The sequence below is a fragment of the Vibrio harveyi genome, from assembly GCF_030060435.1.
Classification (GTDB): Bacteria; Pseudomonadota; Gammaproteobacteria; order Enterobacterales; family Vibrionaceae; genus Vibrio; species Vibrio harveyi.
Map to the genome: position 1 here is coordinate 2876664 of NZ_CP125875.1, position 21925 is coordinate 2898588.

The 21925-nt window shown below is 44.2% G+C and carries 24 protein-coding genes; 8 read left to right on the forward strand and 16 right to left on the reverse strand.

Annotation, left to right across the window (positions count from 1 at the left end; all coding sequences use genetic code 11):
- Positions 1 to 121 precede the first annotated feature (121 nt).
- The 5 genes from QMY49_RS13630 to QMY49_RS13650 all read right to left on the reverse strand — a co-directional run bounded on the left by QMY49_RS13630 (position 122) and on the right by QMY49_RS13650 (position 3764).
- Complete coding sequence (locus QMY49_RS13630) at positions 122 to 547, reverse strand: sugar 3,4-ketoisomerase (protein WP_009698945.1); 426 nt, start codon at positions 545 to 547, stop codon at positions 122 to 124.
- Positions 548 to 1414, reverse strand: coding sequence for a glucose-1-phosphate thymidylyltransferase RfbA (gene rfbA / locus QMY49_RS13635; RefSeq protein ID WP_009698946.1), 867 nt, complete (start codon positions 1412 to 1414; stop codon positions 548 to 550).
- Positions 1414 to 2478: a dTDP-glucose 4,6-dehydratase gene (gene rfbB / locus QMY49_RS13640; protein WP_283312010.1), complete on the reverse strand. Its 1065-nt coding sequence runs from the start codon at positions 2476 to 2478 to the stop codon at positions 1414 to 1416. The genes rfbA and rfbB overlap by 1 nt, the downstream gene beginning before the upstream one ends.
- A gap of 146 nt (positions 2479 to 2624) precedes the next feature.
- Positions 2625 to 3335 carry a 3-deoxy-D-manno-octulosonic acid kinase gene (locus QMY49_RS13645; protein WP_283312013.1) on the reverse strand — a complete coding sequence of 237 codons (711 nt, stop codon included), beginning with the start codon at positions 3333 to 3335 and terminating at the stop codon, positions 2625 to 2627.
- 24 nt (positions 3336 to 3359) lie between these two features.
- Entirely contained in the window at positions 3360 to 3764 is a 405-nt protein-coding gene (locus QMY49_RS13650) for a diacylglycerol kinase (protein WP_005449346.1), read from the reverse strand.
- Between the two features lie 104 nt (positions 3765 to 3868).
- On the opposite strand from QMY49_RS13650, the gene QMY49_RS13655 reads away from it, so the two are divergent.
- From QMY49_RS13655 to QMY49_RS13665, 3 genes are read left to right on the forward strand one after another with little or no spacing between them, the layout of a single operon-like run.
- Entirely contained in the window at positions 3869 to 4954 is a 1086-nt protein-coding gene (locus QMY49_RS13655; protein WP_283312015.1) for a glycosyltransferase family 9 protein, read from the forward strand.
- Between the two features lie 38 nt (positions 4955 to 4992).
- Positions 4993 to 5757: a glycosyltransferase family 2 protein gene (locus tag QMY49_RS13660; RefSeq protein WP_222325929.1), complete on the forward strand. Its 765-nt coding sequence runs from the start codon at positions 4993 to 4995 to the stop codon at positions 5755 to 5757.
- Entirely contained in the window at positions 5757 to 6545 is a 789-nt protein-coding gene (locus QMY49_RS13665) for a glycosyltransferase family 2 protein (RefSeq protein ID WP_005535598.1), read from the forward strand. The genes QMY49_RS13660 and QMY49_RS13665 overlap by 1 nt, the downstream gene beginning before the upstream one ends.
- Before the next feature lie 48 nt (positions 6546 to 6593).
- Here QMY49_RS13665 and QMY49_RS13670 read toward each other — a convergent pair whose 3' ends face one another.
- From QMY49_RS13670 to QMY49_RS13710, 9 genes are all read right to left on the reverse strand, one after another.
- Complete coding sequence (locus QMY49_RS13670; RefSeq protein WP_283312020.1) at positions 6594 to 7529, reverse strand: glycosyl transferase family 90; 936 nt, start codon at positions 7527 to 7529, stop codon at positions 6594 to 6596.
- Positions 7516 to 7998 (reverse strand): pantetheine-phosphate adenylyltransferase, encoded by a 483-nt coding sequence (gene coaD, locus QMY49_RS13675; RefSeq protein WP_005449352.1) that lies wholly within the window; start codon positions 7996 to 7998, stop codon positions 7516 to 7518. Before coaD ends, QMY49_RS13670 begins: the two co-directional genes overlap by 14 nt.
- A gap of 96 nt (positions 7999 to 8094) precedes the next feature.
- Positions 8095 to 8904 carry a bifunctional DNA-formamidopyrimidine glycosylase/DNA-(apurinic or apyrimidinic site) lyase gene (gene mutM, locus QMY49_RS13680; protein WP_009698952.1) on the reverse strand — a complete coding sequence of 270 codons (810 nt, stop codon included), beginning with the start codon at positions 8902 to 8904 and terminating at the stop codon, positions 8095 to 8097.
- A 103-nt stretch (positions 8905 to 9007) separates the two neighbouring features.
- Complete coding sequence (locus QMY49_RS13685; protein WP_005449354.1) at positions 9008 to 9484, reverse strand: hypothetical protein; 477 nt, start codon at positions 9482 to 9484, stop codon at positions 9008 to 9010.
- A 69-nt stretch (positions 9485 to 9553) separates the two neighbouring features.
- Positions 9554 to 11086 (reverse strand): phosphoethanolamine transferase, encoded by a 1533-nt coding sequence (locus QMY49_RS13690; RefSeq protein WP_017817195.1) that lies wholly within the window; start codon positions 11084 to 11086, stop codon positions 9554 to 9556.
- A gap of 87 nt (positions 11087 to 11173) precedes the next feature.
- A complete protein-coding gene (gene rpmG / locus QMY49_RS13695) occupies positions 11174 to 11344 on the reverse strand; it encodes a 50S ribosomal protein L33 (protein WP_004410866.1) in 171 nt (56 codons plus the stop codon).
- 13 nt (positions 11345 to 11357) lie between these two features.
- Positions 11358 to 11594: a 50S ribosomal protein L28 gene (gene rpmB / locus QMY49_RS13700; protein ID WP_005384783.1), complete on the reverse strand. Its 237-nt coding sequence runs from the start codon at positions 11592 to 11594 to the stop codon at positions 11358 to 11360.
- A 303-nt stretch (positions 11595 to 11897) separates the two neighbouring features.
- Positions 11898 to 12572, reverse strand: a complete 675-nt coding sequence (radC, locus tag QMY49_RS13705) for a RadC family protein (protein ID WP_061065537.1) — start codon at positions 12570 to 12572, stop codon at positions 11898 to 11900.
- Between the two features lie 113 nt (positions 12573 to 12685).
- Complete coding sequence (locus QMY49_RS13710; protein ID WP_033008803.1) at positions 12686 to 14359, reverse strand: methyl-accepting chemotaxis protein; 1674 nt, start codon at positions 14357 to 14359, stop codon at positions 12686 to 12688.
- 207 nt (positions 14360 to 14566) lie between these two features.
- On the opposite strand from QMY49_RS13710, the gene coaBC reads away from it, so the two are divergent.
- From coaBC to QMY49_RS13725, 3 genes are all read left to right on the forward strand, one after another.
- Positions 14567 to 15769, forward strand: a complete 1203-nt coding sequence (gene coaBC, locus QMY49_RS13715) for a bifunctional phosphopantothenoylcysteine decarboxylase/phosphopantothenate--cysteine ligase CoaBC (RefSeq protein ID WP_005449360.1) — start codon at positions 14567 to 14569, stop codon at positions 15767 to 15769.
- Positions 15770 to 15925: 156 nt separating this feature from the next.
- Positions 15926 to 16516, forward strand: a complete 591-nt coding sequence (gene slmA / locus QMY49_RS13720) for a nucleoid occlusion factor SlmA (RefSeq protein ID WP_005449362.1) — start codon at positions 15926 to 15928, stop codon at positions 16514 to 16516.
- Positions 16517 to 16521: 5 nt separating this feature from the next.
- A complete protein-coding gene (locus QMY49_RS13725) occupies positions 16522 to 17472 on the forward strand; it encodes a Kdo(2)-lipid IV(A) acyltransferase (protein ID WP_283312027.1) in 951 nt (316 codons plus the stop codon).
- Positions 17473 to 17660: 188 nt separating this feature from the next.
- On the opposite strand, the gene pyrE is transcribed toward QMY49_RS13725, so the two are convergent.
- Positions 17661 to 18302 carry an orotate phosphoribosyltransferase gene (gene pyrE / locus QMY49_RS13730; protein WP_005379384.1) on the reverse strand — a complete coding sequence of 214 codons (642 nt, stop codon included), beginning with the start codon at positions 18300 to 18302 and terminating at the stop codon, positions 17661 to 17663.
- Between the two features lie 224 nt (positions 18303 to 18526).
- Positions 18527 to 19243, reverse strand: a complete 717-nt coding sequence (gene rph, locus QMY49_RS13735; RefSeq protein ID WP_005430192.1) for a ribonuclease PH — start codon at positions 19241 to 19243, stop codon at positions 18527 to 18529.
- A 174-nt stretch (positions 19244 to 19417) separates the two neighbouring features.
- Between rph and QMY49_RS13740 the strand changes: the two genes are divergently transcribed.
- Positions 19418 to 20284 (forward strand): YicC/YloC family endoribonuclease, encoded by an 867-nt coding sequence (locus QMY49_RS13740; protein WP_038883423.1) that lies wholly within the window; start codon positions 19418 to 19420, stop codon positions 20282 to 20284.
- A gap of 126 nt (positions 20285 to 20410) precedes the next feature.
- A complete protein-coding gene (locus QMY49_RS13745) occupies positions 20411 to 21829 on the forward strand; it encodes a winged helix-turn-helix domain-containing protein (RefSeq protein ID WP_283312032.1) in 1419 nt (472 codons plus the stop codon).
- Positions 21830 to 21925: the final 96 nt, after the last annotated feature.

Consider the following 21925-nt stretch of genomic DNA (forward strand, 5'->3'; position numbering starts at 1 on the left):
TCTATTAAACATGAAGTGTTTATTTCTACATTTAGATAAGTATAAATCCCAATCGCTCTTAAACTCATCTGAATATCTTGTAACTCTCATCGAAAATGACCTGGTTTAAACACTGTTAAAATCAATCTGAAACTCTAATATTGTTAACGTTTTCAACTGCTAACAAAAAATCACTATAATTTCGAATATAATCTGCTTCATCATAGAAGTCGCTTGCAACAACCATCAATACACAATCTTCTGAAAAGTCGTGCATCTCTCGCCATTTAAGCCCTTTGATATGCAGACCGACATCCGGAGAAGATAACGTCACCCGCTCCTTCGTTGTCCCGTCATCAATCAAGAACGTAACACTACCTTTCATACAAATTGCAACTTGCTCTAAATCGTAGTGAGCGTGAAAACCTCTTGATAACCCACTTTGAGTATCAAAAATGTAGTAAATACGCTTGATATCAAACGGAATGTTTTTATTTTGCTCTAATGAGATCAAAGAGCCTCGCTCATCACCCATTTTTTGGAAAGAAATCAGCTGTATATTAGACATTTATTCTTCCAATAACTCTAGAAGGTAGCGCCCATAATCATTTTTGGACAACGCTTTACCCGCTTTCTGGATTTGCTCTTTCGTTAACCATCCATGGCGATAGGCAATTTCTTCAAGACATGCCACTTTATAGCCTTGACGTTTTTCGATCGTTTCAACGAAGTGCGAAGCTTCAAGCAAACTGCCATGTGTCCCGGTATCTAACCACGCAAAGCCTCGCCCTAAAATATCGACGGTTAACTTTCCTTTCTCTAGATAAGCTTGGTTGATACTTGTAATCTCAAGCTCTCCTCGGTGAGAAGGCTCAATGGTCTTTGCGATTTTAACGACATCATTGTCGTAAAAATATAAGCCTGTCACCGCATAGTTTGACTTAGGTTCAACGGGCTTTTCTTCAATTGAGAGAGCTCGCATTTGATCATCAAATTCAACGACACCAAAACGCTCAGCATCTTTTACTTTATAACCAAAAACAGTTGCTCCTTCACTTAAAGCCGCTGCTTGCTGAAGTTTTGGCGAAAAACCCTGCCCATAAAAGATATTGTCGCCTAGAACCAAACACACAGAGTCATCACCGATAAACTCTTCACCAATAATGAATGCTTGAGCTAGACCATCTGGCGTGGGTTGGATTGCGTATTGCAGTTCGATACCAAAGTCAGAGCCATCACCAAGCAAGCGCTGAAAACCTTCTTGGTCTTCAGGAGTGGTAATCACCAAAATCTCACGAATACCAGCAAGCATAAGCACTGACAGTGGGTAGTAGATCATTGGCTTATCGTATACAGGCAGTAACTGCTTAGAAACGCCTCGTGTGATTGGGTATAAACGCGTACCAGAACCACCAGCAAGAATAATACCTTTCATTATTCACCCGCTCCTAATCGTTCAAGACTGTATGAGCCATCAAGCACTCGTTGCCACCATTGCTGGTTGTTTAGATACCATTCAACGGTTTTTCGAATGCCACTTTCGAATGTTTCTTCAGGCGTCCAGTTCAGCTCTTGAGCAATTTTTGTTGCATCAATTGCATAGCGTACATCATGACCTGGTCGGTCTTTCACATACGTGATCAACGATTCATAAGATTCAACACCTGCAGGTTTGTTTGGTCGAAATTCTTCAAGTAGCGAGCAAATGGTTTTCACGACTTCAATATTCGCTTTTTCATTGTGACCACCGATGTTGTATGTCTCGCCAATTTCACCTTCTGTCACGACTTTGTAGAGTGCGCGAGCATGATCTTCGACGAACAGCCAATCACGGATTTGCATACCATCACCGTACACAGGTAAAGGCTTGCCATCCAAGGCATTCAAAATCATCAGTGGGATCAGTTTCTCTGGGAAATGGTAAGGTCCATAGTTGTTCGAGCAGTTGGTCACCAACGTAGGAAAACCGTAAGTGCGTTGCCACGCTCGAACAAGATGATCGCTGGACGCTTTAGAAGCAGAGTACGGGCTACTCGGCGCATAGGATGTAGTTTCAGTAAACAAATCATCCGTACCTTCTAGGTCACCATACACTTCGTCAGTAGAAATATGATGGAAACGGAAAGCGGCTTTGCGTGTCTCATCCAGTATCGACCAATATTGACGAGCCGATTCAAGAAGGTGATACGTCCCCATGACATTGGTTTCAATAAATGCCGCAGGTCCATCAATGGAACGGTCTACGTGCGATTCAGCCGCAAGGTGCATCACGAGATCAGGTTGATGCTTTGCAAATACGCGATCAAGCTCGTCACGTTGACAGATATCAACATGCTCAAAATGGTAACGTTCACTATCCGATACTTCCGCTAAGGACTCTAAATTGCCAGCGTAAGTCAATTTATCTAGGTTAATGACGGTATCTTGGGTATCACGAATGATGTGTCTTATGACTGCAGAGCCAATAAAACCAGCACCACCAGTTACTAGTATTTTCATTATGAACGTTACCTGCTTAATATTGTGCTCACGTAAAGCACGAGAAATCTTGTTTAATTGTAGTTAAATGTGCGCTTAAACTACGCCACTCGGCTTACCTTAATAAGATAGCCAAGTCTAAATTTTTGATTGTTCGTCGTTGGCACCTAACGACTTAAAGAGTACGCCTTTTCAAGCACAGCGAAGTTGCTTTCTTGCCAATGTATTTGACGTTTTTTCAGCTCTTTCAGAAACGAGCGCTTCAAACGCTCTAAGTTGCCTTGCTTCCAATCACCATCCGGTTGCTGAGAGCATTTATCAAAATCGATGATCCATACCTTTTCTTGCTCATCAATTAAGATGTTGTGAATGTTCAGATCGGTATGGTTCACGTTGACGTTGTGCATCTTGGCAATTTCTTGCCCTACCTTCTGGTACATCGCTTCCGGTAATGGGTTTTCTTGCAAAATACTGACCAAGTCTTTGGCATTGGGAATTCTTTCGCTCAAAAGATCCGCTTGGTAAGTTAAGCCAGTTTTAACTGCGCGCGCAGCAATCGGTCGAGGGACATTCACACCAGACTCAATCAGCACTCTGAGCAGATTAAACTCTTGTAGGCTACGAGTCTGCTCCCATCCAGTAAACCAATAGTGATCTTCAACCAACTTGCCAAACAAACCACCACGGCGGTAATGACGCAAAGCAGCTTGCATAGTCTCAAGTTGAACAAACCATGTGGTTCCACGTCCGAATGCGCTACCCACCACTTTATCTTGCTCTTGCCAATATTGGGCATCAAACAACGCTTGGCTTGGGTCTGTGATGATTTCATCATCAAACCACACCATGCTATTGCCTTGTTGATAACTCTGAGTCATGTCGAAAGTTGCCGTTAGGTTTTATTAAAAGTAGTGGCTGATAAGAATATACAGCCATGTAAAGCCAGCAAAAAATAGCGCAACCATCACTGCGGCTGAGCCAATGTCTTTTGCTCGCCCACTCAGTTCATGATGCTCGACACCAATTCTATCAACAACGGCTTCAATGGCAGAGTTAATCAGTTCAACGATAAACACTAACACTACAACGCCTAACATGAGAATGCGTTCTACAACACTCAAATCAAATACACACACCAATGCAATCGCAAGTACCAGCATGGCTAATTCTTGCCTGATGGCTGCTTCATGTTTAAACGCTGCTTTCAGCCCTTTTGCAGAATATCCAGCCGCTTTGATGACGCGCGTCAAACCCGTGTTTCCAGGTTTACCTGAGTTCAATGATTGGTGTTGTTTTGTCTTTGACATTAAGAGGGGCTCGTCAGTACTCATTATAGAAGCGGTGTATTTTACATTTATTGGGGATGTCTGCATAATTTACCTGCATCTATTTATCTTATCAGACAATAACTATGTTCACTTCTGCCCCTTCTTCACTCTGTATATTGCGTTTATCCGCCATCGGCGACGTTTGTAATACCATCGCGACGGTTCAAGCGATTCAAAAACAATGGCCTGATACCCATATCACTTGGATTACTGGCAAGCTTGAAGCTCAATTGCTGCAAGCGATAGATGGTGTTGAAGTGATTGTTTTTGATAAAAAAGCAGGCCTTGATGGTTATAAGTCATTGTGGAAGCAGCTCAAAGGACGCAAGTTCGATGCTTTGCTTCATATGCAATATGCCATTCGAGCGAGCGTGGCGACGTTAGGTATTAAAGCGAAGTACAAACTTGGGTTCTCTTCTGACCGTAGCCAAGACTTTCAAACTTTGTTCACCAATGTCAAAGTTCCTTCACCAAGCTCTTTGCATGTTGCGGATGGTTTAATGGCGTTTGCCCATCAAATTGGTGTGCCTCAGTCAGAACTTACTTGGTCATTGTCGTACTCAGAGCAAGATGCTCTCTGGGCAGAAACTAAGGTCTCAGAAACTAAGGTCTCGAAAACTCAGCGCCAAGCTGATAAGCCGAATCTATTGTTGGTCCCTGGGGCAAGCAAAGCTTATAAGAACTGGAATGCAGAAGGTTATGTTGATGTTATCAACCACGCTCGAGAGAAAGGCTGGAATGTCATCTTAGCGGGTAGCCCAGCGAAAGTAGAAGTCGACTTAGCTGAACGCATTCAATCTTTACTTACAGAACCTTGCTTAAACTTGGTTGGAGAAAGCTCCATCATGCAAATGCTGGCACTGATTGATAAGGTTGAGATGGTGATTGCACCAGATACTGGTCCTGCCCACATGGCAAGTGCAATGCAAACCCCGATTATTGGCTTGTATGCTCACCATAACCCTGTCCGTGTTGGTCCTTATAACTATTTGAAATACGCCGTTTCAGTGTATGAAGAGACCATTTTTGCAGAGACTGGAAAAACCAGCCAAGAGCTAAGCTGGCGAACGCGAGCAAAAGATGAAAAAGCGATGAATCGTATCACGAGTGATCGTGTCATGGTTATGTTTGATCAAGTCGTAGAAGATTTGTATCCCCAATATCAGTAAACTCCCCCTATATAAGATTGTTTAAGAAGGAAACCAACTTGTCTAAACCCACTTTAGCCGTTGCCTTAATCGTGAAAAATGAAGAGAAGCATCTACAAGCTTGTCTAGACACAGTGAAAGATTGGGCTGATGAGATTGTCCTTCTTGATTCAGGCAGTACTGATCGCACTGAAGAAATCGCCAGACAATATACCGACAAGTTTTACACCAACTTGGAGTGGCCAGGATTTGGCAAACAGCGCCAACTTGCTCAGCAATACGTAACTGCAGATTATGTGCTTTGGTTGGATGCCGACGAACAAGTCACGCCAGAGCTGAAAGAAAGCATTTTAAAAGCCGTTGAAAATGACGAGCCAAACACACTGTACAAAGTGAATCGTCTGAGTGCCGCGTTTGGTAAGTTTATCTACCACTCAGGATGGTCACCAGATTGGATCGTTCGTCTCTACCGCACCAGTTATACCCACTACAATGATGCTTTAGTGCATGAAAAAGTCGAAGATAACGGCTTTGCAATCAAGAAACTGGATGGCAGATTACACCACTATACGTACGAACACCTCCATCATTACATCAACAAAACCACAGGTTACCTCAAAGCTTGGACAGACGAGCGAGAAGGCAAGAAAAAATCTGGTCTCAGCACGGCAATCATCCATGCATTAGCCAGCTTTTTGAAGATGTACATTCTTAAGCGTGGTTTTCTTGATGGTAAGCATGGCTTCATCCTTGCGTGGTTAAGCATGCATTCTACCTTCGTTAAATACATCGACTTATACTTACGCGAACAGGCGAAAAAATAATGAAAACGACTTTAATTATTACCACTTATAACTGGAAAGAAGCCTTAAAATCCGTGTTAGAAAGTGTAAAGCGCCAAACCGTTTTGCCTGATGAAGTTATTGTGGCAGATGATGGTTCTCGTGAAGATACCAAAGCAATGATTGACCAAATGCGTGAAGGTTTTCCGGTTCCACTGGTACACAGTTGGCATGAAGACAATGGCTTCCAGCTTTCTATGAGTCGAAACCGTGCAATCGCTAAAGCATCAGGCGATTACCTAATCATGATCGATGGCGACATGGTATTGTCACAAACCTTTATTGAGTCCCACAAACGCGTGGCAAAACCAAATTGGTTTGTTCAAGGTGGTCGAGTTCTGACTGACGAAGCGTGCAGCCGTGAAATTATGGAAAACGGATTGGTTCCTTCTGTATTTAGCAAAGGGATCCGCAACCGTAAGAACTGCATCACAAACTCACTGCTATCGAACTGGTTCTCATACGAACGCAACAACGATAAGGCGACTCGCGGCTGTAATATGGCGTTTTGGCGACAAGATGTTATCGAGGTGAATGGCTTCAACCAAGATTTTGTCGGTTGGGGACGTGAAGACAGCGAATTTGTTCATCGCATGCTTAACTCAAACAAGTCACGTCTTTACCTAAAATTCGCCGGAGTGGGCTACCACTTATATCACGTAGAAAACTCTCGTGCGTCATTGGGTCAAAACGATGAGATCTTAGATAACACCATTAAAAACAAACTTAAGCGTTGCGAAAACGGTGTTGACCAATTTCTAGAAGCGTAAAAACTTTAGAAGCTTATAAAAATATGAAAGGGGCGTTTCGCCCCTTTTTTATTGTTGTTGAGATAAGGTGAAGTACTTATCGGCAACCATCAATGAGATCAAACGCTCTTTACGTTTATCTTTAAACTGCTCAACCCATTGGTGCGCATTCTCAATGATCGCTAATGCTTCTTGCTCATTCGCTAAGTAATAGTCCATCTTTTCAGGCAAATCCGAATAATCATCCTTCACTTCAACATAGTGGATGCCAGCTTCTAGCTTACCTTCCATAAACCATGTTTCGTACTTAGGCTTTGACATAATAACCAATGAGTTCGAGGACATTGCCCACTTCAGGTTGGTTGCGACATCATTGCCTTCAATACACAACAAGAACTTGTATTGAAGCTGCTCCTCAATACTCATAAAACCTTTTTCCCAAGGCTGTCCTTCTTGTGGTCGAGTCTGACCAATATTGCACTGCGGATGATCGTAGAAAGCATGAATTACCGTTTGACGGTGAGGCTGAAAACCGACGCCTCGCCACGCCACCATGTCTTTCTTATCTCGGTAGCTCATTTCGTCATCCACAAATTTAAAGTGACGAATTTGATTCAGCTTTAAAACGATAGAATTCTGATTGTCACCATGGATAGGACGACTTTTAATAAAGCTCGGCACATTAGGAATATGCGTCACATCACCATTGATGTAGTTAAACGTAAACTCAGATGGGAAATAGCGTATAACTTGGCGCGTATCGAAAAAATAAGTCCAACCTTTTGTTTTTTTGAACTCACCAATCTTAGCGTAACTCTGCTCTTGGCTATCGACCGAAAACAACTGTTCACACTTGTTGTAATAATTCACTCGCTCAAGACAGTACTGCTTCTCCGCTTCATTCAGAGTCGAAAGTAAACGCTTTGCTTGCTCTCGATAGACAAAACGAGGGATCAGCATCGAGAGAGCGTTTGAGAAATAATAAGGAAACTTACTGTCTTTCATTTACTTTCTTCTCAATAGCCTTAGCCACTGCCGCAGGAACAAATTGCTCAATACTGCCACCATGGATAGCAACCTCACGTACGATGGTCGACGATAAAAAAGCAAACTCTTCTTCAGGGGTCAAAAATACACTCTCAATCCCAGGCAATAACTTGCGATACATGTTGGTCAAACCAAACTCATACTCAAAATCGACCGTTGTTCTTAACCCACGAATCAATACTTTAGCCTGCTCTTGACGAGCAAAGTCCACCAGTAACCCAGAAAAGCCTTTCACTGTTACACCAGGTAAATGCGCCACTACCTCTTCCATCAAAGCAACGCGTTCTTCCAATGTGAACATCGTATTCTTTGAAGGGCTTGCTGCGACTCCGATAACGACTTCATCGAACATTTCATGGGTGCGCTCGATAAGATTTAAGTGACCATTGGTAACTGGGTCAAATGTTCCTGGGTAAATGACTTTCATAGGATGTACTGATTTATTCAAAACTGTATGAATTATTGAAGGAAAGGTCGGCGATTACAACTGCTTGATAGAAATACACCGGAGACGATCTTATTTCTACTGCTGACACACATTGCAAAAGAAGGTATTACGTTGCCCTATTTTCTGCTCTTGGAGCACTTCACCGCATTCTGGACATGGCTCTCCGGCTTTTCCGTAAACTAATAACTCTTGTGCAAAGTAACCAGGTTTGCCGTCCGCTTGGGCGAAGTCTTTAAGTGTAGTTCCACCTTGCTGAATCGCGATTTCTAACGTAGCTTTGATGTTCTCCACCAGTAATCGCCACTCTTTCTTAGTTAGTTTTCCTGCTGGGCGAGTTGGGTGAATGCGGGTTTTAAATAAAGACTCATTGGCGTAGATATTCCCAACGCCAACCACCACTTTATTGTCCATAATGAACTGTTTAACTGCAACACGCTTACCTTTGGCTTTGTCTGCCATATATTCAGCGTTGAACTCCTCGGTTAAAGGCTCAGGTCCCATATGATCTAATACGGTGTGAGACTCATTAGGAGCGCTCCAAAGCCAAGCACCAAAACGACGCGGGTCGTTGTAGCGTAACACTTTGCCATTGGTGAGTTTAAGGTCAACATGATCGTGCTTTGCCGCAGGGAAGTCAGCGTCGAGTACACGCAATGATCCAGACATGCCAAGGTGAACAATCGCTGTACCTTGGTCAGTATCAATCAATAAGTACTTTGCGCGACGACGAATATTACGAATAACCTGCCCTTCCAAAAGCTTAAGCTCTTGAGGAATATCCCAACGTAGCTTCGGAGTACGAAAAACAAATGCCTTGATCGTCTGCCCAATCATATGAGGGCTGATCCCCATTCGGCTTACTTCAACTTCTGGTAATTCAGGCATTTGACTCTCCTTAACAGCGTCAGAAACAACATTAGTGAGCGCTTAGCATAATAGAAAAGCAGTATGACAAACACAGTTTCAGCGAAAGGTTATTACGCAACTTTTACTTAGGCATGATGTAGTTGCCATCAACAGAAATGGCGATCCACTTGTCTTGCCAATTTTTAAATAGCCAAAAATCGTCAAGGCGGTAAAAGGTGATACGTTGTGGCTCTTCCAAACCTTGATACCAGACTTCGATGCTTTCCGGCGATGAAAGGCGAGGCTTTAACTGTTCATACTGCTGAGAGTTCAGTTCTGTGCCTTCAAGTGATTGCCAGCGAGTCACTATTTCTTGTACGGGGATATTGGCTTTAATGTTGGATTGCCACTGTCCATTTTGCTTGTCTAATTCCCAACCAGCATAGTAAATGGCACTGACATCATGATCGGAGCGCAACAAGTTTGGATACGGATCCACTTGTTCATCGATAAGGTAGGTTTTGATCCAAGTTGGCGCATTAAGGATCACCATGAACACGATGATGCCTAAGATTAGAATATTGTTCCAACGACGGCGGCGGTGCACCTTTTTAGACATAATTCACCTCATCGCGTAAATCAGCAGCAGCTTAACCAAGCTGCTGCTATTTAGAGAATCTACATTAAACTATGATTGAATCGGATCATCTTTTAACGTACTTAGCGGAACCAATTTACCTTCTCCATTATTCACTTCCGGCACATCCGCATGTGAAGAGAAGAAAGAAGGTAACGCATCCAACCTCTGACTGGAGACACCCATCAATTCAGAGATTGCTTTGATCATTGTGAAGCCATTACGTGGATAATCAACTACTTTTCGTTCATTGAAGTCCGAACCAATAACAAACAAAGGCACTTCGTAGGATTGTTTTACCGATGGATCATGACGCAAGTTTTCACCACTATTGCGATGCCCAAGTCCGTGATCGGAAACATAAATCAAGTTGTATGGCAGCGACTGCTTCCCAGCAAGTTGGTTAATTTTCTCTAGCATTGTGTCTGTTTGCTTTATCGACTCAATGTAACAAGAGATCTTGCTGCCATTGAAGTCAAACTCAACATCACCTTCCACACGATCACAGAAACCTGGATGTGAGCCAATTAAGTGGATCACAATCAATTTTGATTTATCGTCACTCGACAGCGCTTTTTGAATGCTTGGCAGCAGTGTGCTGTCATAAACGTTCGAGTCTCTAAAGCTACCACTGCGTGTAAAGGAAACATGCTCAGCATAGTTAGCAATTGAACTGATCCCGGTATCGAATTCTCCCATTCGACCCTGGTTAGAAATCCAATAGGTTTCCACACCAGCCATTTGCGCTAAGGTGTTGATGTTGTTATTCAGCTCAATATCAAGACCATCATTCATTGTGACGTAGCGCATTACCGAAGTGAACGTGTTCGGACCTGGGGACAAAAAGTTTGTCCAAAGCTGCCCTTTGGCCGTCGACATAAACGGCGTGTTTTCCATCGGCAGACCATACGCATTCATGTAGTCTTTTCGTACACTTTCACCAATCACAAAAATGGTGTTCTTAGCCTCGCTCGGTGTTTTAGTAATTTGCCAAGAGGCTGGGATTTCACGCTGAGCCATGATCTCTGCATTGTATTGATGGTACATGTTGTACGAATCAAACCAATCAAAGATAAATCGAACTGGTGGGTAACGCATGTAAGAGAGCAATGCATGCGTGTAGTCGCTATTAACATTACGGTCTTTAATGGTGCGAATAGGCTTATCTAAAAGTAAGAACGAAAACAAGATCAGACAGAATACTGATGTTTTACGACCTTTAAGTTGTGGTACCCATTTGAACAGATAAAAGGACGCTGCAGCGAAAAGTGCCGCGACTGCCAACGTTTTGAGCTCCAAATCATTAAAGAACTCAAGCGCTTCTGAAGGGTTGGTCTCAATCAGTGAAGAAATGATGGTCAAATTAGGATGACCATAATTCCAAGAAACAGGAATATAGAAAGTCGCAGTCACAGCTAACAAGGCATATACCCAGTGACCAATACGATGAGCTTTAAGAAAAGCAATCGTAATCGACATTAAGATAAGACAGTCCGCTTTTATTTCATAACCCAGTGCGGCACTAAACATCACAGCTAAGATAATTAATGCAACAAACTTCAAGGCTTGTAACCCTAAATGCATACTTACTTTACTCCTATAACTACAGCAAATAATAAAAAACCCAGCTCGAGAGCTGGGTTTTTTAAATCGTCAAAGAGACAAAATCAATTATTTGATTTTCGCTTCTTTGTACATAACGTGCTGGCGTACAACTGGATCAAATTTCTTGATCTCAAATTTGCCTGGCATGTTACGCTTGTTCTTATCAGTTGTGTAGAAGTGGCCTGTACCTGCTGAAGATACTAGACGGATTTTCTCACGAACGCCTTTCTTTGCCATTGCCTATTTCCTCTTAAACGTTTTCGCCACGTGCACGCATATCAGCAAGAACAGTATCAATACCCTTCTTGTCGATGATACGCATACCTTTTGCAGATAGGCGTAGTTTAACAAAACGTTTTTCGCTCTCTACCCAGAAACGATGAGTTTGTAGGTTCGGCAGAAAACGACGCTTAGTAGCATTTCGTGCGTGTGAACGGTTGTTACCCGTTACTGGACGCTTACCAGTTACTTGGCATACTCGTGACATGAATGTCTTCTCCAAAATCGTTTCAGCTCGATATCAACCTTGGTGGCCGAACCTCTCTATTTCTTGGAAAGAAGTTAGAGGTTAAGAACCGCTATGGAAAATCCATACAAGGCTATCAAAGGTCGCGCATTATACTAACTTGATATGCATTGCTCAAGACCCGAACAGATCCTTTTTACAGGTTTTCGTGATCTTTTTTTAGACAGCAGGTTTTTTCTAGCAGTCCAAGCTGAATTCAGTTAAAAATTTAGTGGCGAGGATGATAGCAGATTTTTAGCAACTAACAACCTAAAAAACGCACAGTTATATCCAACCTCTTTCGGCAAAAGAGACGCTTTCCCCATCTCCGATAACGAAATGGTCCAAAATCCGAATATCCACCAGTGCTAATGCATCAACTAAACGCCGCGTAATCCTTCTGTCTGCTTGGCTCGGCTCCGCTACACCAGATGGATGGTTGTGTGCCAGAATTAACGCAGCGGCATTATGGTACAAGGCGCGTTTGACCACTTCTCTTGGATAAACTGACGCCGCATCGAGTGTGCCTTCAAATAAAATCTCATCTTTTATCACTCGATGCTGGTTATCTAAGAAAAGAATGTAAAAAGCCTCTCTTTGACGGTCTCTTAATATAGAGGAAAGGTAAAGTTTGGTTTGTTCTGGACTGGTTAACGCATCACCACGCTTTAATGTCTCAGCTAAATAGCGTTGTGTCATTTCCAAAACAGCTTGCAACTGCACATACTTGGCTTGTCCTAACCCTTTATGCTGGCAAAACTCTTTCTCTGAAGCCGAAAACAACTGGCGCAGTGATCCAAAGTCTTGAATAAGAAAGTCAGAAAGCTCTATTACGTTCATGCCTTGCGTGCCTGTACGTAGGAAAATTGCAAGTAACTCCGCATCCGATAGCGCTTGCGGACCGCGTTGCAGCAATTTTTCTCTTGGCATGGACTCGTTAGGCAAGGTTTTCAGTGTCATTAGTCGGCTCGATTGATGAGTGAGCACCTATTGCACAAAATAAAAAGCGAAAGTCGAACCTGACTTTCGCTTTTTTCGTTAGCCACTGCTTTTCTATGTAATCAAGCGATCCATCAAAGCTTGAAATTTCCAACCAGATCGTGAATTTCAGATCCTGACTGTGACAACTGAGTACTGATGCCTTCCGCATGCTGAAGTGTGTCATTAATACGATTCACGATTTGCTGAATCGCCACTAGATTCTGGTTGATGTCTTCAGCAACAGCACTTTGCTCTTCAGCCGCAGAAGCGGTTTGAATGCCCATATCTCGAATTGTTCCGATAGAATGGTGCACGCCGGACAGCGATTGCTGAATCATTGACGACTCTTCAACGGTCTTCGCGCCGCGCTCTTGGCTAGCCGACATAGTGGTCACCGCTCTCGAAACACCAGTTTGTAGTTGCTTGAGCATATCGCCAATTTCATGGGTGCTGTTTTGTGTTCGACTGGCTAACGAGCGAACCTCATCAGCCACCACAGCAAAACCTCGACCTTGCTCGCCAGCACGTGCAGCTTCAATCGCAGCATTCAATGCGAGTAAGTTGGTCTGCTCGGCAATTTCACCAATAACATCGAGCACCTTAGTAATCTGCTCAGTTTGTTGGCTCAGTTCTGCAATCGCATCAGAAGTACTGTTCACTTCATCGACCAGCTTGCTAATGCCATCAATCGCTTGATCGACTTCGCGCTGCGCCTCGGTCACTTGTTCGTTCGCATCGTCAATCGCCTGAGCAGTAGCATTGGTATTACTTGCGACCTCTTTTGCCGTCATGCTCATTTGTGTTACTGCTGTTACCACCTTATCAGTTTCGAGGCAGTGGTTTTGCATTTGAGCACTGGCTTGAGACGTTTGCTGATCCAATTGTCCAGAGACGCTTTGTACTGTATTGGCAGAGCGCTGAATGTCCTGCATTAGCGGATGAAGCTTATCCATAAACTCATTAAATGCCGAGGCTACCTCACCGACTTCATCTTTACTTTCAATTTTCAGACGAGCCGTCAAATCGCCGCCACCGGCAGCCACGTCTTGTAAAGAAGCGGCAATGTGTTGCAACGGAAGAATACCTTTGGAGACGATGATGCTGGTAAGTACGCTAGTAATAATGAGCCCGATAACCGAGATTGTTACCGCTGAGATCGTATGTTCATTCAACTCTTGTGTACGCTGTTCACGCTGCATTGCCACTTGCTGATCAATATCATCAATATAGATGCCCGTACCAAGCACCCAGTCCCACTTAGACAAGTACTCGGCATAACCTAATTTTGGAGCTTGCGCATCAATAGTTGGTTTATGCCAAGAGAAATAAAGGAAACCATCTCCGTTCTTAGATGCATCAATCAGTCCGCCAATCACTGCTACGCCATTTTCATCTTTCAAGCCGATAAGGTTTTTACCTTCTAGGGATGGCTTAATCGCATGCAGCGTGTTGACCCCTTTTGAATCATAAGCAAAGAAATAACCGTCGCTTTCAAAACGCATCGCTTTGAGAATTTCTTTTGCCGCTTCTTTGTTATTGCCGTTTACGTCCGTATCGTAAAGCGGCTTTATCGCTGTAACACCCATCATCATGTAGGCTTGCAGCTCTTTTTTACGTGTATCAATCAGCTCTTGTCTATCTCGAGCTAGTTCCGCTTCTAAGCTATTACTACCATTGATGTAATACACCACCGAGATCAATGTGGTGATCAACAACAAAGGGATCAGAGTCACCAGCAGCAATTTACTTCGACTTTTCAACACCATCTTATTCCACTACCTCATTATTGTTATTTTTCCCTTTCTATCTTGCAGAGCAGACAGAGATTGTCTGTGAAGTAAGCAAAAGTTTTATATAAGGCTCAGCAATTAATATTCGGTAGTTTGATATGGATTAGCTTCTGATCAGATTTGCGTGGGCGGTGAGAGATTCAGTTGTGCTAAACTCGTCGCCAGAAAAATTGGAGATCTCACATGCAAACACTAGCAGGAAAGAAAATTCTACTCGGCATCAGTGGCGGTATTGCCGCGTATAAATGTGCGGAGCTAACCCGTCGCCTAATAGAAAGAGGCGCACAAGTTCAAGTAGTGATGACCAAAGCGGCGAAGGAGTTCATTACTCCCTTAACCATGCAGGCAGTCTCTGGGCGTCCGGTGTCGGACAGCTTGTTAGACCCTGCGGCAGAAGCATCAATGGGTCACATTGAACTGGCAAAATGGGCAGATTTGGTTCTTCTTGCACCTGCAACTGCAGATTTGATTGCACGTATGTCGGCAGGCATGGGCAATGATTTGCTCACCACGTTAGTACTTGCGACAGATTCTCCTATCGCTGTTTCACCAGCAATGAATCAGCAGATGTACCGTAACGTCGCAACCCAAGAAAATATCGCAACACTGGCACGCCGTGGTATGCATATCTGGGGACCTGCGGCAGGTGAACAAGCATGTGGTGACATTGGTCCTGGTCGTATGCTAGAGCCAATGCAACTTGTCGGTTTGTGTGAACAGTTCTTCCAACCAAAACTGTTAGCAGGAAAATCAGTATTGATCACCGCGGGGCCGACTCGTGAAGCGATTGATCCAGTGCGATACATCTCTAACCACAGCTCAGGAAAAATGGGCTTTGCATTAGCGAATGCCGCAGCACAGTTGGGAGCCAAAGTAACGCTTATCAGCGGACCTGTAAGCTTGAATACGCCAGCAGGTGTTGAGCGTATCAACGTTGCGAGTGCTCAAGAGATGCATGCTGCTGTGACAACTCACGCGCCTAACCACGATGCTTTCATTAGCTGTGCGGCAGTGGCGGATTACCGCCCAGAAAATGTAGCGTCTCAAAAGTTAAAAAAGACTGAAAACAACGACCAGATGACCATCAATATGGTGAAAAACCCTGATATCGTAGCGACCGTTGCCAATATGACTGAGCAACGTCCATTCACGGTTGGCTTCGCAGCCGAAACCAACGATGTCGCTACTTACGCTCGTGGCAAACTGGTGAAGAAGAACCTCGACATGATTTGTGCGAACGATGTATCAGTTGAAGGTCAAGGCTTTAACAGTAACGACAACGCCATCACCCTGTTCTGGTCGCAAGGCGAACTGGCGTTAGCATTGGAATCAAAAGAAGCATTGAGCTTCAAAATCTTAGAAAAGATGCATGATTTAATGCAATAACCCTTTCGTTTTCATCGAAAACTGGCACAAATTTGGTACAAACATGACAACTGAGGGTGTTAAAGCTCCCATTACACCCTCGCTAGTCTAGTTTGATGCCAAATAGCGTCTTATAATCCCCTCCGCTCAACTTTGTATTTTGAAAGGAAGTAACTAATGGCCGGCAGTAAAAAATCCAATCGTCGTGAAGAAATCTTGCAAGCTCTCGCACAGATGCTTGAATCTACAGAAGGCGCTTCACGCATTACTACGGCAAAATTGGCTAAGCAAGTCGGTGTTTCAGAAGCGGCACTTTACCGTCACTTCCCAAGTAAAGCTCGCATGTTTGAAGGCTTGATTGAGTTCATTGAAGAAGCACTCATGACACGTATCAACCGTATTTTGGATGATGAGAAAGACACGCTAGAACGCATTCGCTTGGTTATGCATCTTATCTTGGCATTCTCAGAACGTAACCCAGGTTTGACACGCATTCTTTCTGGTCATGCTCTAATGTTTGAAAATGAGCGCCTACGCGATCGCATCAACCAGTTGTTTGAGCGCATCGAAACGCAACTTCGTCAAATCCTGCGTGAACGTAAGATCCGTGAAGGTAAATCTTTCCCCGTTGAAGAGCGCATTTTAGCCGCTCAGATCCTAGGGCAAGTTGAAGGTAGCTTGAACCGCTTTGTTCGCAGTGACTTCAAATACCAACCAACGGCAAACTTTGACGAGTACTGGGCACTTCTTAGCGCACAAATTAAGTAGAGATTATGAGTAAAGACAAATTCACTAAGCCGGAGTTTTCTCTTTCCCTTCTCCACCCTCGCCACTGGGGCGTTTGGCTCGGCTTTGGCTTTTTGGCTATCGTAGTTAATATTCTTCCATACCGCATGCTGCTATCGTTAGGTCGTACGCTCGGTCACATCGGCATGCGCTATGGTAAAAAGCGTGTGCATGTTGCAACGCTTAACCTAGAGTTGGCATTTCCAGATAAGCCAGCAGAAGAGATTCAACATATTGTTGAAGAGAACTTCAAAAACACCGGTATGGCGTTAATTGAAACGGGCATCACTTGGTTTTGGCCAACGTGGCGTTTCAAAACGCTGATCATTGAGAAAGACCTAGTCGCACTTCGTGAAAAAGCCGCAGAAGGCAAAGGTGTCCTACTGTGCTGTGTTCATGCTCTTAACCTTGAGATCACAGCGCGCGCTTTTGCGGTTCTTGGCGTGGCTGGGTACGGTGCGTTCCGTCCGCATGACAACCCTGCGTACAACTTCATCCAGTATTGGGGGCGCACACATAACGGCAACAAACTGATTGACCGTAAAGACGTTAAACAAATGATTCGCGTTCTACGCAGCGGTGAGCGCTTGTTCTACCTGCCAGACCACGATTACGGTCGCAACAAATCTGTATTTGTGCCGTTCTTTGCGGTCGAAGATGCATGCACCACAACTGGCACTAGTATTTTGGCTTACACATCTAAGTGCTCGATTATTCCGGGTTCTGGTTTCCGCAATAAAGATGGCAAGTATGAAATCATTGCTGATAAGTGCATTGAAGCCGACTATCCGAAAAAGGATGAAGTCGCAGCAGCGGCTTATATGAACACCTTTGTAGAAGAAGTGATTCTGCGCGCACCAGAGCAATGGATGTGGCTACATAAACGCTATAAAACAATGCCTGACGAAAGCACGCCGAAGGGCATTCGCTACAAATAGGCGACGTCGACAGATTAAAAAGGGGCTGATGGATAACCACCAGCCCCTTTTTCTTTCTGGTAATACCAGACTCCCAATTCATCGTTCTTCCTCTTGAAAATGACGATGACCAATGAACAATCTCATTAATGTCATTTCCTACAGTGAGGAACAAACGCGATAGAAAATCTCGCTTTCCAAATTCAGAATTAAATGCCGTATTCTGCGCGGTACGCTTTGACTGCTTCTAGATGCTCTTTGTCTGTACCTTTCTCTTCAAGGAAAGTCACAAGGTCAGTCAGGCTAACGATTGAGATGATTGCACAACCAAAGTCACGCTCCACTTCTTGAATCGCAGACAACTCACCTTTGCCTTTTTCTTGGCGGTCAATCGCAACCAACACACCAGCAAGGTCAGCGCCATTTGCTTGAATGATTTCCATCGATTCACGAATCGCAGTACCTGCTGTGATTACGTCATCCACTAGCATAATACGACCTTCAAGCGCAGAGCCTACAAGGTTACCGCCTTCGCCGTGGTCTTTCGCTTCTTTACGGTTGAAGCAGTAAGGCGTGTCGATATCGTGGTGATCCGCTAGCGCTACTGCTGTTGTCGTCGCGATTGGAATACCTTTGTACGCTGGACCAAACAGCACATCAAACTCAATGCCTGAATCCGCAAGCGCTGCGGCATAAAAACGACCAAGACGCGCTAGGTCACGACCAGTATTGAAAAGACCAGCGTTAAAGAAGTACGGGCTTTTACGGCCAGATTTCAAAGTAAACTCACCAAACTTAAGAACTTCTTTCTCAAGTGCAAACTCAATAAATTCACGCTGGTATGCTTTCATTATTTTCTCTCTAAATGCAGGCTTGGTATCCATATTCCCAAGCAGTTAATAAACACTAATGCGTTATCTCCTAAGTAGATGGATTTACAGCTAGGCAGCAAGTTTTTCTATCCCTATGAGCATAGTTTTCTATGTGATTAGGGTAGAAAAATGAAGCGAACAACGCTGTAGATTCATATACGACGGAGATAAAAAAATAGCCCCCATAATGGGAGCTATCTAAATCAATTGGCTAACGCCGCCTTCTGCGCTGCGACAATTTCCGTAATGCCGACTTTCGCCGACTCTAACAGAGCCATCAGTTGCTCATGACTAAACGGTTCACCTTCTGCGGTGCCCTGAATTTCAATCATCTTGCCTTCTTCTGTCATCACAACGTTCATGTCTGTGTCTGCCGCTGAATCTTCAACGTACTCAAGGTCACACAGAACATCATCGCCTAGCAAACCAACTGAAACTGCCGCTACGTGACCTTTCATTGGGTTTGCTTTTAGCTTGCCGCTATCCACTAGGTGTTGAAACGCGTCTGCCATTGCAACGCTTGCGCCGCTGATAGATGCAGTACGAGTGCCGCCGTCTGCTTGGATAACATCACAGTCAACTGTGATCATGAACTCACCCATCGCTTGTAGATCAACCACAGCGCGTAGGCTACGAGCGATCAAGCGTTGGATTTCCATAGTACGACCGCCTTGCTTACCGTTCGCTGCTTCACGACGAGTACGCGAGTGAGTTGCACGAGGTAGCATGCCGTATTCAGCCGTTACCCAGCCTTTACCTTGACCTTTTAGCCAACGAGGCACAGACTCTTCAACGGTCGCATTACACAACACTTTGGTGTTACCAAATTCAACTAACACTGAGCCTTCAGCGTAAGCTGTGTAGTTACGAGTAATTTTGATTGGGCGAACTTGATCCGCCTTGCGATCGTTTGGACGCATGGGCATCTACCTTAAGTAATGAGGAGAAGACGATTTGGTTGGGCGCAGATTATAACGGAATCGATTAAATAAAGCTATCTGGACAATCTCGACTCAGAATAGCAAAGCCACTGCCATCTTGCTGTGCTACTATTGCGGGGTAATTTTCAGCAAATTAGAAGACAGGAAAATTCAATGATTTACAGTATGACAGCGTACGCGCGTAAAGAAGTGAAAGGCGATTGGGGTAGCGCGGTGTGGGAAATCCGCAGTGTAAACCAACGCTACCTAGAAACTTACTTCCGTATGCCTGAGCAGTTCCGAGCTCTTGAACCAGTACTGCGTGAGCGTTTTCGTAAGCGCCTAGCACGCGGCAAAGTAGAATGTAGCCTGCGTTTTGAAGCTAACCCAGCAGCAAAAGCTGAACTAAGCATCAATGAAGCACTGGCAAACCAAGTGATCAAAGCCGCTGAGCAAGTGATGCACATGACTGGTGAGCTAAGCCGCATCAACCCATTCCAAGTAATGCAATGGCCTGGCGTGATGGAAACTCCAGAGCAAAACATGGATGAAGTTAACAAAGAACTGCTTGCTGCTTTTGACGAAGCAATCAGCGAGTTCATCGAAGCGCGTGGCCGTGAAGGCGACAACATGAAAGCGCTTATCGAGCAACGCCTAGAAGCGATCACATCAGAAGTTGTGAAAGTGCGCGCACGCATGCCAGAAATCCTAGAGTGGCAACGTGAGCGTCTGTTCTCGAAGTTTGAAGATGCAAAAGTAGAGCTAGACCCATCTCGCGTTGAACAAGAACTTATCCTTCTGGCACAAAAATCAGACGTAGCAGAAGAGCTAGACCGTCTTGACTCTCACGTGAAAGAGACCACAAACATCTTGAAAAAAGGTGGCGCAGTCGGTCGTCGTCTGGACTTCATGATGCAAGAGTTCAACCGTGAATCGAACACACTAGCGTCAAAATCTATCAGCACAGACATCACCGCATCAGGTGTTGAACTGAAAGTTCTGATTGAGCAAATGCGCGAACAGATCCAGAACATCGAGTAATAAAAGACCTTGATGAGATATCAAAAAGCCTCGCACTGCGGGGCTTTTTATTTGCTGATGCTGAACTTGCTTCCTATTTATAAAACCAATAGGCTTGTGTGGTTACTTCTAAACCATTGAATCGCTATGACTCGCTCGCATTGCTTCATCCTGCAACATGACTCCCCTATTTCTTTCTATCCTGATAAAAATCAGTTGATGATTGATAATGAGGAGATTCATTTAGAACCATTGCAAGCAAGATTGCTGAGCTACTTTATCGAGAACCGTGGGAAAGTACTGAGTACCCAGCAAATAGCCGCCGATGTCTGGCAAAGAACACAGGTTTCCGACAACTTGGTGAGACAAGTGATCAGTCTACTGCGCAGTCAGCTTCAAGACAAAATGCGTCCGTATCGCATCATTCAGACCATTCCTAAGCAAGGTTACTTATTTGATATCGAAGTGACTGAGCCAAGCATAACGCCCACTCCAATCACTGAAGAAGCCGTTTTACTTACTCGTACCACTAAGCCTAAAAACAAGCGCTTAGTTTTAGCTGTAGCGACAATCCTGACTGTTGGAATTATTGCGGCTTGGGCAGTGCAAAATGGTGACACCATTGATGACACCACGGTGATCACCGCACAACAAAGTGACGTAGTGCCCGTTTATATTCATGATATTACGCTTGATTCCACCAGCGACTTTGAAATGGCAGAAAGCGTATATAACTATCTCTTCTATGGGCTAAATTCAGCCAAAAACCTATCCGGTTATCACTATTCTCAGTTATCCCAACAAAGTAAGCAGTCTCTTGCCAACCACGGTGTTGAGCTCAAAAGTTGGATTAAGAAAGTAGAAGGCAATTATGTGCTTAGCGTCTTGGTGCAAAACAACCATCAACCCAACCAGAGCCAAAAGGTAGAGAAGACGTTTAACCAAGATAACTTCTTCGATGCTATCGGTGATGTGATTTTAGAAATCAAAGCCATCATTGCACCAATGAGTTCCGACTACGAAGTGGCTAGCCACCGCGTGACTTCCATCAGTAACTATGACGATTGGAAAGTGATCTCTGAAGGGATTTCTCTTTTCTATCAAGGTAAGGGTGGTCCCGCTTTTTCGGATATTGCTCAGCAGCTAAATACGATTCAACAACAAGGGCGAGACAGCTACTTGGTCAGTGCTTTGTTGTCTTATTCTGAATCTTTAGCTTACTTACGCGAGCACAAACAAGAAGATCGCGAACAGGCGCTTCACTCAGCTAAGCAGGCGTTCGAACTGAACCCACGCTGTGATATTGCCAATCTCACTTTGGGGCTTGCTTTACTTATCAACCAGCACCCGAATCAAGCCTTCCCCTACTTGTTTTATGCAGCAGAAAGCACGCCAAGCCCAATCAGTTTCTACTTACTCAGCGTGGCTGACAAACTCGCAGATAACCCGAAAGGCTCGCAATACAATTACCAACGCTATACGGAGATGAAAAAAGAGCATAACGGTCAAATGTTTGATCTTATTGAATCTTCACAAAAAGCAAACCTATTCCAAACAGCAGAATAGCCTCAAATAAGCCAGAACGAAAAATCGCTGCTCTCGCCTATTGTTAAGTCAGCCTCCCCAATGCTGATGGATATTCTGGATGTTTGATTTTTGTTT